The 9,479-nt window shown below is 73.6% G+C and carries 8 protein-coding genes; 5 read left to right on the forward strand and 3 right to left on the reverse strand.

The features are described 5' to 3' along the window. Together B7767_RS02920 and B7767_RS02925 are read left to right on the forward strand one after the other, a co-directional pair. Nucleotides 1-1,211 (forward strand): sensor histidine kinase (locus tag B7767_RS02920; protein ID WP_107485762.1); only part of this gene is annotated, 1,211 nt, incomplete at its 5' end. Then, complete coding sequence (locus tag B7767_RS02925) at nucleotides 1,208-1,888, forward strand: response regulator transcription factor (protein WP_085570719.1); 681 nt, start codon at nucleotides 1,208-1,210, stop codon at nucleotides 1,886-1,888. The genes B7767_RS02920 and B7767_RS02925, both read left to right, overlap by 4 nt. Here B7767_RS02925 and B7767_RS02930 read toward each other — a convergent pair. Beyond that, complete coding sequence (locus B7767_RS02930) at nucleotides 1,843-3,063, reverse strand: FAD-dependent monooxygenase (protein WP_085570720.1); 1,221 nt, start codon at nucleotides 3,061-3,063, stop codon at nucleotides 1,843-1,845. The genes B7767_RS02925 and B7767_RS02930 overlap by 46 nt on opposite strands. Further along, entirely contained in the window at nucleotides 3,060-4,454 is a 1,395-nt protein-coding gene (locus tag B7767_RS02935) for an MFS transporter (RefSeq protein ID WP_085570721.1), read from the reverse strand. Before B7767_RS02935 ends, B7767_RS02930 begins: the two co-directional genes overlap by 4 nt. A gap of 249 nt (nucleotides 4,455-4,703) precedes the next feature. On the opposite strand from B7767_RS02935, the gene B7767_RS02940 reads away from it, so the two are divergent. Then, nucleotides 4,704-6,767: a hypothetical protein gene (locus tag B7767_RS02940; protein WP_143652167.1), complete on the forward strand. Its 2,064-nt coding sequence runs from the start codon at nucleotides 4,704-4,706 to the stop codon at nucleotides 6,765-6,767. 22 nt (nucleotides 6,768-6,789) lie between these two features. Here the strand turns inward: B7767_RS02940 and B7767_RS02945 are convergent, their stop codons facing one another. Continuing rightward, nucleotides 6,790-7,791 carry a TerC family protein gene (locus B7767_RS02945; protein WP_085570723.1) on the reverse strand — a complete coding sequence of 334 codons (1,002 nt, stop codon included), beginning with the start codon at nucleotides 7,789-7,791 and terminating at the stop codon, nucleotides 6,790-6,792. A gap of 298 nt (nucleotides 7,792-8,089) precedes the next feature. Between B7767_RS02945 and B7767_RS02950 the strand changes: the two genes are divergently transcribed. Both B7767_RS02950 and B7767_RS02955 read left to right on the forward strand, forming a co-directional pair. Then, complete coding sequence (locus tag B7767_RS02950; protein ID WP_085570724.1) at nucleotides 8,090-8,527, forward strand: NfeD family protein; 438 nt, start codon at nucleotides 8,090-8,092, stop codon at nucleotides 8,525-8,527. Between the two features lie 29 nt (nucleotides 8,528-8,556). Beyond that, nucleotides 8,557-9,479: SPFH domain-containing protein (locus tag B7767_RS02955; RefSeq protein ID WP_085570725.1), on the forward strand; the 923-nt coding region annotated here is incomplete at its 3' end.

Consider the following 9,479-nt stretch of genomic DNA (forward strand, 5'->3'; position numbering starts at 1 on the left):
GTCTGCTCGGCGGCGTGGTGCAGGTCGACGACACGCTGGCACCTCCGTCCGCCGCCGCCTACGCCGTCGCCGTGGTCTCCTGCGCCGTGCTGCCGGTGCGGCACCGGGCGCCCCTGGCCGCGCTGGCGGCCACGACCGCGGTCGGCGCGCTGGTGCCGGCCCTGGGTCTCCTGCTGTCCCCGCTCATCGTGGCCCCCGCCGTGATCGCCGCCTACTCCTACGCGCTCGCCGCGCGCACCGAACGACGCGCGGCGGGCGCGGTGCTGCTCGCTTCCGTGGTGCTGGCCGCCTCCACCCCCCTGTCCGGGGGCTTCTCGTGGAGGGACGCGACCAGGACGGGGGTGATGGCGGCGTTCCCGCTGATGGCCGGTGTGTTCGGCCATTCGGTGCGGAACCGGCGGGCCTACCTGGCGGCCGTGGAGGAGCGGGCCCGGCGGGCCGAGGAGAGCCGGGACCACGAGGCGCGCAGGCGGGTCGCCGAGGAACGGGTGCGCATAGCACGGGAGTTGCACGACCTGGTGGCCCATCAGATCACCCTGGCCAACGCGCAGGCCACGGTCGCCGCCCACCTCTTCGACACCCGCCCGGAGCAGACCCGCAAGAGCCTGGGGGAGCTCGTCGAGACCACCGGCCACGCGCTCGACGAACTGCGGGCCACGGTCGGTCTGCTGCGCCAGTCCGGGGACGCGGCCGCGCCCGCCGAACCGGCGCCCGGACTGGCCCGGCTCCCCACGCTCCTGGAGTCCTTCCGCCGCGCGGGCCTGGAGGTGTCGGTGGAGCAGGAGGGCACGGCCAGGCCGCTGCCGCCGGGAGTGGACCTCACCGCCTACCGCATCGTCCAGGAGGCCCTGACCAACGTGACCAAGCACGCCGGTTCCGGCAGCGCCCGGGTGCGTCTCGCCTGGCACCGCGACCGCGTCACCCTCACCGTCGCCGACGACGGCGGCGACGCCCGTACGGGACCGGGTGCGGCCGTGACGGCGGACCGCCCGCCCGGTTACGGTCTGATCGGGATGCGGGAACGTGCCACCGCGGTCGGGGGACGACTCACCGCGGGCAGGCGCCCGGAGGGCGGCTTCCTCGTCTCCGCCCGACTGCCCCTCCCGCCCGCCAGGGACACGGCGCGGGGGACCGACGGAGCGACGACCACCGAGGAGGAGCCGATGGCCGACGGACGGACCGGCGACGGAGAGGCCGGGGACGCGCCATGACGCTCCGGGTGCTGCTCGCCGACGACCAGGCCCTGCTGCGCGGGGCCTTCCGGATGCTGCTCGACAGCGCCGACGACATCACCGTGGTCGGCGAGGCCGGCGACGGCAGGGAGGCGGTGCGCCTCACCCGGCAACTGCGCCCGGACGTGGTGGTCATGGACATCCGGATGCCCGAGGTGGACGGTCTCACCGCCACGGCGGAGATCTGCGCGGACCCCGAACTGCGGGCCACCCGCGTCCTGATCCTCACCACGTACGAGACCGACGAGTACGTCGCCCAGGCGCTGCGCGCGGGGGCCGGCGGCTTCATCGGCAAGGGCATCGGGGCCGAGGACCTGGCGGACGCGGTACGGACGATCGCCGACGGCGACACCCTGCTGTCCCCCGCCGCGACCCGCTCCCTGGTCGCCCGTTTCCTGGCCACACCGGACGACGTCCCGGCGCACCACGCCGAACGGCTCGCCGTGCTCACCCCGCGCGAACGCGAGATGGTGGCCCTGGTCGCGACCGGCCTGTCCAACCAGGAGATCGCCGAGCGGATGCACCTCAGCCCCTTCACCGTCCGCGCCCACGTGCAGCGCGCCATGACGAAGCTGGAGGCCCGCGACCGGGCCCAGCTCGTCGTCATCGCCTACCGGACGGGCCTGGCCCACGCCGGCCCCGACCGGTCGTCGTAGTCCTCCGGCAGCGCGAGGGCCGAGTGGGCGGGGCGTACCGGCGCGGAGTCCATGGTGACCAGGTTGCGCAGCATGGTGTCGCGTCGCTCCAGGTCCCGCGCCGTGGCGGGGAAGAGCGTGGCCGCGCCGCCCGTGACCAGTGCCTGGTTCATGTCCACGAACCCGCGGAAGTCCCGTTCGTGGGCGGCGAAGGCCGCGGTGTGGTCCCGGTGCGCGGCCAGGGCGTGGGCGAGCACGCAGGCACCGGCCAGCGCGAGGCTCGACCCCTGTCCGGTGAGGAACGAGGGCGCGTACGCGGCGTCGCCGACGAGCGCGACACGGCCGTCGCTCCAGCGGGGCATGCGGATCTGACCGGCCGTGCCGAAGAACGCGTCGTCCGCGTCGCGCAGGGCGGCGAGCATGCCGGGGACCTCCCAGCCCGCGCCCGCGAAGGTCTCGGCGACCAGTTCCCGCTGGGCGCCGGGGTCGCGGAGGGCGTCCGTCGGCGGCTGCGGCCGGTGGAAGTTCAGGAAGGCGTGCAGCTCGTCACCGTCCCCGGTGGCGTAGAGGGCCGCGGCCCTCCCCGGGGTGTTCCACATCACGAGCTCGCGGGAGAGGCCGAGGGTGTTCGGCATGGTGAAGACGGCGAAGCAGTAACCGAGGTAGTGGTGGAACCGCTCCTCGGGGCCGAACACGAGCCCCCGGGTGCGCGAGTACGTGCCGTCGGCGCCGACCACCAGGTCGAACGTACGCCGTCGCCCACCGCGGAACGTGACGTCGACGCCTCCCGCGGACTGGTCGAGGGTGTCGACGGAGTCGTCGAAGAGGAACTCCACGTCGTCGCGGACCAGCGCGTGGAGGCTCGCGGTCAGCTCCCCGCGGCGCACCTCGAGGTCCTGCCCCTCGACGCTGCCGGCGACGGCGTGCGTCCTGACCGTGGCCACCTCACCGCCGTCGGCGTCGAGGAACGTGGCGCGACGCGAGTCGATGTGGGCGTCCCGCAGCCGCGGCAGTATCCCCATCCGCCGGACCACCTCGATCGCGGTCCCGCGGACGTCGACCGGGTAACCGCCGTCGCGCGGTGCGCCCGCCTTCTCCACCACGGTGACCGCGAACCCGTACCGGTGCAGCCAGTACGCCAGGGCGAGCCCGGAGACACCGGCCCCGGAGATCAGAACCGTGCGCTTCCCGTTCATGCCTGGACCTCTTTCCTCGTGATGCGGACGACGAGCAGGGACAGTGCGGCGACGAGGCCGGCGGCGGCGAAACCCGTGACGAAGGCCGATTCGGCCGTCAGGCCCGTCACCGGGTCGGCCCCGGCGTCGAGGATCGCGGCGCCGGCCTGGGCGCCCAGGGCGACGCCGATCACGCGGGTCACCACGAGCAGGCTGGTGGCGATGCCGGTGTCCTCGGCCCTCACGGCGGTGGTGGTGCCGGCGAGCAGCGCCGTGGTGCCGACGCCCGCGGCGAACGCGGTCAGCACCTTCGCCAGGACGAGCTGCCACGCGGCGGTGTGCACCGACGCCAGGGCGATCAGCGTGGCCGCCGTGACGACGGTGCCCACGACGACCACGGCACGCGGACCGAAACGCCGCGCCGCGAGACCGCCGACCGAGTCGCTCACCGCCCCGGCGACGGCGCCGGGCAGCAGGAACAGCCCGATGTCGGTGGTGTCGGCCCCGAAGCCGTAGCCGTCGGCCGGGAGCGCGAACAGCTGCGGGAGCAGGAAGACCACCATCCCGAAGCTGGCGGTGATGACGAGGGTGAGCACGAACGCGTCCCGCATCGCGGGCTTCGCCAGCATGCGCAGGTCGACCATCGGCGTGGCCGACCGGCGCTCCACGACGACCCATCCGGTGGCGAGGGCGGCCACGACCACCACGAGGGCACCGGCCGCGAGGGGCGGCAGACCGGAGCCCGTCACCGTCACGAGCCCGACCATGAACGCGAGCAGCGTGCCGCTCAGCAGGACCACGCCGGGCCAGTCGATCCGGTCGTCCGGCCGGATCGGCGGATCGTGCGGCATCAGCCGGGTCACGGCCAGCGTCGCCGCGACGACCGCGATCGTCGGCAGCGCGAACATCCAGTGCCAGGACAGCCCTTCCGCGATCGGCCCGGCGACCGCCGTCCCCACCATGCCGCCGCCCGTGAACAGCGCGACGACCACCCCGATCGCCACCTGCGACTCCCCCGCCGGGAGGTGCTTGCGCACCAGGATGAAGGAGAGGGGCAGCGCGCCCACCATGACGCCCTGCAGCACCTGACCGAGCAGCAGCACCGGCAGGCTCGGCGCCAGTGCGGCCAGCAGACCACCGGCCGAGACCAGGGCCGCCAGCCGGACCAGCACCCGCTTCCCGCCGTGACGGTCACCGAGTTTGCCCGCGACGGGCGCGGTGACCGCGCCGGTGACGAGTAACGCGTTGGCGACCAGGGCCCCTTCGCCGGGACTGACCCCCAACTCGCTTTGCAGCAGCGGGAGCGCGGGCTCCACCACCGACTGCAGGGTGCCGAGGGCGAGCGCCAGGACGCCGAGGGCACCGATCGAAAGCCTCCCGGTGCGGACCGGGGAAACCACAGTTTGGGACATGGACGTCCTTCACGTCGTCGGACGGGAGCGAACGCGCGGGATCCGCGCGCCTCCCACACTCCCCTCCGGCGCCCCGCCGGGCATCGTTCCCCGACGCCGTCCTTCCCTGGTGCGCCCGGACCAGCCGCCCGCGTGTCCTGGTGCCCGCGCACCACGGGAACCGTGCTCCCGGCCCGGGAGGCGACGGCCGAGGTGACGTCCCGTCAGCGGCCGTGCCCCGTTGTCGGACCCGTACGTCATGATCTCCCCGTGGAGCGTTCGAGCGCGGTACGGGGACACGGGGGGACGGACGGGATGACGGCGAGTGAGCCGCTGACGGCGCGGGCCGGGACGGCGGCCCTGGACGACCACGGCGTGGTGGCCGCGCTGGGCGGGCTCGTGGACGGCACGGGGTACTGGAGCGGCAAGGGGGCGCTGGCCGGTATCGAGCGGACGGGGCGCTACCTGGCCGGGAGGGGGGAGCAGGGGGAGGAGCCGGGCAGGGCGGGGGAGGGGTCCTGGTCACGGTTCATCGGGCGGATCGGTGCCGTGGCGCTGCGTGCCGCCGTGGAGCCCACCCGCGACGAGCGGCGCCGGCGGCTGCTCGCGCTGCTGGAGATCTGGGCGGACAGCCCCTTCGCCGATCCCCGCGCCCGGATACGCACCGGGCTAGTGCGGATGGCCGAGGGCGGCCCCGAGGCCGTCCGGGACGAGCGGGGTGCGGCCGTCGCGGTCGGCTGGGCTCCCGGAGGGCTGCGGAAGTTCGTCGACCTGCGGGCGGGGGAGGCGGATCCGCCGGGCCTGGGGACGGTCGAGGAGGTGACCGACGTCCCGCGCGGGGGATGGGGCGACGCGGGGCAGGTGCGCCGGCTGGTGGACCTCGTCCGGGAGCGCGGTCCGGTGCCGTGGGACCTCGACGCGGTGGCCGGGCTGCGGGACGGTACGGGGATGGGCCGGGCGGCGGCGTCCCTCGCCCTGGCGGGGATGGTCTCCGGGGGGTACCTGCCGCACCTCGACGACCGGGAGCGGAGGATCCACCGGCTCAAGGTGGCCGAGATCGAGGACGGCGTCCGCGAGCCCGGCCGGACGAGCCCGCTCGACCGCCTCGACCTGATGGCGGCCGTACTGCCCGAGGACCCCGCCGAGCTGTGGGAGCCGCAGGGCATGCGCGCGGTGGCGGAACGGATCGCGCACGCGTGGCGGGAACGGTACGGCAGGCGGACCGTGGTCCCGGAGCGCACCTTCGGGACGGTCATCGAGCTGAACCCGTCCCGGCTGTCGGCGGGCCGCTTCTGCGCGGCGTTCACCGACCACGCCTCGATCCGCGGCCTCGGCTCGGACCTCGACACCTGGATCCGCAACAGCGACTTCCGCCCCTTCCCGACCGCCGCCGGGGAGTGGGACCTCCTCGATTTCGAGGACACCCTGCGCGCCGTCGTGCCGAACCTCTTCCGGGTCTACGCGGAGCTTCCCGCCGGTGACCCGGTCCGCGCCGGAGCGCCCGGCCTCGTACGGGCGCTGCGCGAGCGGCTGAACCACCCGGGTCTGCTGCTGGACGCCGGAAACCTCAGCCGCACGGTGGGGGACGGGGTCGCCGACGTGCGCGACAGGTTCGGCTCGCGTCCCTACGCCGGCCCGGAACCGCTGGACGTCGCGAACGTCGACGACGGACTGACCGTGGTCGTGGACGGCGGTGTCGACCGCACAGGCACGCGGTTCCGGCCCAAGCTGTACTTCCGCCCGGCGTTCTACGGCGACGACGAGCGTTCCCGGACGCTGCTGGAGGCCCGGGCGGGCTCCCGCTACGACCCCGATGTCGAGCTGGTCGAGTGGCTGCGCGGCCCGGTCTGCGAGCGCATCGTCGAGCGGATCGGGGACCCCGCGCTGCCACCGGGGACGTACGAGACCAACCCGGTGTTCTCCGCACCCGACGTACTGGGACGGGCCGCCCGCGGACTCGGCGTCGACGAGGACGCGGCAGCGCTCTACCTGCAACTGCTCACCCTGTACGCGCCGAGCGACCGCAACGTCCGTACGTGGAACGGCTGGAAGGCCCCCCGGCACCGGGAGGCCGCCGACGTGCTGGTCGAGCACGGCCTGGCCGTCGAGGACCGACGCGCACGCGCGGGCCGCCGGCTCTTCCTGCCGGGCGAGTGGATCCACGCCGGCAAGCCCTACCAGCCCATGGAGGCGTGGAAGGCGGAGCTGCTCGGGCTGGAACGTTCCTACAACGGCCGGCTGGAGAACCCGCCGCCCCTCCCCACCCGTACCCTGCCGGAGCTGTTCGCCCGGGCGTGGGAGCTGGTCGAGGGGGGACGGGGGCCCTCGGTGTGAGGGCTCCCCGGCCCGGGTCCGGTCACCGGTCCCCGGCGCGGTCCTCGGGCGCGCCGGTGCCGGCCGCCGACGGTGCGTCCCCGTGGCCGGCCGGCGGGGGACGCAGCAGGCTGAGCGCGACGGAGACGCCCAGGACGGCGGCGATGACGGCGAGGCTGAGCGGAGAGGGGATCTCGGGCACGGCGGGGCTGATGATCTCGTGGGACGCCTGGAGGACCAGCTTGACGCCGATGAAGGCGAGGATGAGTGCCAGGCCCTTGCTCAGGTACCGGAACCGGTCCAGCAGTCCGGCGAGCATGAAGTAGAGGGCGCGCAGGCCCAGGATGGCGAAGGCGTTGCTGGTGTAGACGACGAAGGTGTCGTTGCTGACGGCCAGGACGGCGGGCACGCTGTCGACGGCGAAGACGAGGTCGGCGGCTTCGATCGCGGCGACGACGGCGAGCAGCGGGGTGGCGACGCGCCGGCCGGCCTCCTTGACGAAGAAACGGGCGCCGGCGTAGTCGTCCCGCACGGGGACGACCTTGCGGAGCAGCCGTACGGCGATGCTCCTGCCGGGGTCGAAGCTGTCCTCCTCCTCTTTGAGGATCTTGTAGGTGCTGTAGAAGAGGACGGCGGCGAAGACGAACAGGACGGCGGTGAAGCGGCTGACCACGGCGACACCGGCGGCGAGGAAGAGGCCCCGGAGGACCAGGGCGCCGAGGACGCCGAGGAACAGGACGCGGTGCTGGTAGGCGCGCGGGACGCGGAAGTACCCGAAGATCAGCGCGAAGACGAAGAGGTTGTCGACCGAGAGGCTCTTCTCCAGCAGCCACGCGGTGGTGTACTCCACCCCGGCAGCTGTCCCGACCACGAGGAAGACCACGGCACCGAAGGTGACCGCCAGCCCCACCCAGACCCCGCTCCAGGCGGCGGCCTCCCGGAACCCGATGACGTGGGCCTGCCGGTGCGCGAGCAGATCGACCGCCAGGGACACCAGTACGGTGACGGCGAAGACCATCCACAGCCACAGTGGAACATCGTGCACGGGCCCGGCCCTTCAGGCGTGGTCGACCGGCGGTCTCCCTCCGAGTCTGGTGCATGAGGCGGCGGGTGTCTCCTCGGTGCGCACCCGCGGCCGGGCGGGCCCTTCGGGTCGGCCGGGCGCCCGCGCCTTCCTCGGGGCCGCTTCCATGGACGCCCCGTGGGCACGGTGCCGCGAGGGGCGGGCCGGCCGGGGCCGGGACGGGCGCCCGGCGGCCGAGAACCACGGTCGCCGTGTCTGTTCCGTCCGGCGGTCCGAGCGGTAGCTTGGTGGGCAGGGCCCCTGAAGAAGGGCGGACGCGATGCCGTGGTTCGTATGGCTGCTCGCCGCCGCGGCACTGGGTGTCGCCGAGTTCCTCACCCTGACACTCGTCCTCGGGCTGCTGGCGGGCGCCGCGTTGGTCGCCGCCGTGGTCGCCGGTGTGGGGATCGGCCTGTCCGGCCAGCTCCTGGCCCTGGCGGCGGCAGCCGCGGCGGGCCTCCTCCTCGTCCGTCCCGTCGCGCTGCGCCACATGGCACAGCCACCCCTCGTGCACGAAGGCAGTGACGCGCTGATCGGCAAACGGGCCGAGGTGACGCAGGAGGTCACCGCGACCCGCGGGCTGATCAGACTGTCCGGCGAGGAGTGGTCCGCCCGCGCCTTCGACGAGAGCCTGGTGATCCCGGTGGGCGCGCTGGTGGACGTCATGGAGATCGAAGGCGCCACGGCCCTCGTCTACCCCCGCGAACTCCTTCCGTGAACGGCTGAACACACAGCAACGGAGGCACTGTGGATCCAGTGGTCGTCCTCACTCTCGTGGCGGTCGTCGTCGTCGTCTTCCTCATGGCCTCCGCCGTGCGGATCGTCCCGCAGGCGCGCCGCTACAACATCGAGCGGTTCGGCCGGTACCGCCGGACGCTGCAGCCCGGCCTGAACCTGGTCCTGCCGGTGGCGGACCGCGTCAACACCAAACTCGACGTGCGCGAGCAGGTCTACTCGTCCGACCCCAGACCGGTGATCACCGAGGACAACCTCGTGGTGAACATCGACACCGTGCTGTACTACCAGATCACCGACCCGCGGTCGGCTGCCTACGAGGTCGCCGACTACCTGCAGGCGATCGACCAGCTCACCGTGACCACGCTGCGGAACGTCATCGGCAGCATGGACCTGGAGGAGACGCTCACCTCGCGCGAGGAGATCAACTCCCGGCTCCGCGCCGTCCTCGACGACGCCACCGGCAAGTGGGGCATCCGGGTCAACCGCGTCGAGATCAAGGCCATCGATCCACCGGCCACCATCAAGGAGGCGATGGAGAAGCAGATGCGGGCCGAGCGGGACAAGCGCGCGGCCATCCTGCACGCCGAAGGGGAGCGGCAGGCCAAGATCCTCACCGCGGAGGGCACGAAGCAGAAGGACATCCTGGAGGCCCAGGGCACGCAGCAGGCCATGATCCTGCGGGCGGACGGCGAGGCGAAGGCGGTGGAGCTCGTCTTCCAGGCCGTCCACCGCAACAACGCCGACCCGAAGGTCCTGGCCTACAAGTACCTCGAGACGCTCCCGCACCTGGCGAGCAGCGACAACAACACGTTCTGGGTGATCCCGGGGGAGCTGACCGAGGCGGTGCGGACCGTCACCCGCGCGTTCGGCGACCAGCCGGCGGAGGGTCCTCCCCGGACCGCGCGGCCGGAGGAGGCGGAGGCCACCGCCGG

This window comes from Streptomyces sp. 13-12-16, from assembly GCF_002114215.1.
Lineage (GTDB): Bacteria > Actinomycetota > Actinomycetes > Streptomycetales > Streptomycetaceae > Streptomyces.

What these genes read in the sequence shown, in the direction of transcription:
- B7767_RS02925 (WP_085570719.1), top strand. Translation starts at nt 1,208, where the DNA reads ATGACGCTCCGGGTGCTGCTCGCCGACGACCAGGCCCTGCTGCGCGGG.
- B7767_RS02930 (WP_085570720.1), bottom strand. Translation starts at nt 3,063, where the DNA reads ATGAACGGGAAGCGCACGGTTCTGATCTCCGGGGCCGGTGTCTCCGGG.
- B7767_RS02935 (WP_085570721.1), bottom strand. Translation starts at nt 4,454, where the DNA reads ATGTCCCAAACTGTGGTTTCCCCGGTCCGCACCGGGAGGCTTTCGATC.
- B7767_RS02950 (WP_085570724.1), top strand. Translation starts at nt 8,090, where the DNA reads ATGCCGTGGTTCGTATGGCTGCTCGCCGCCGCGGCACTGGGTGTCGCC.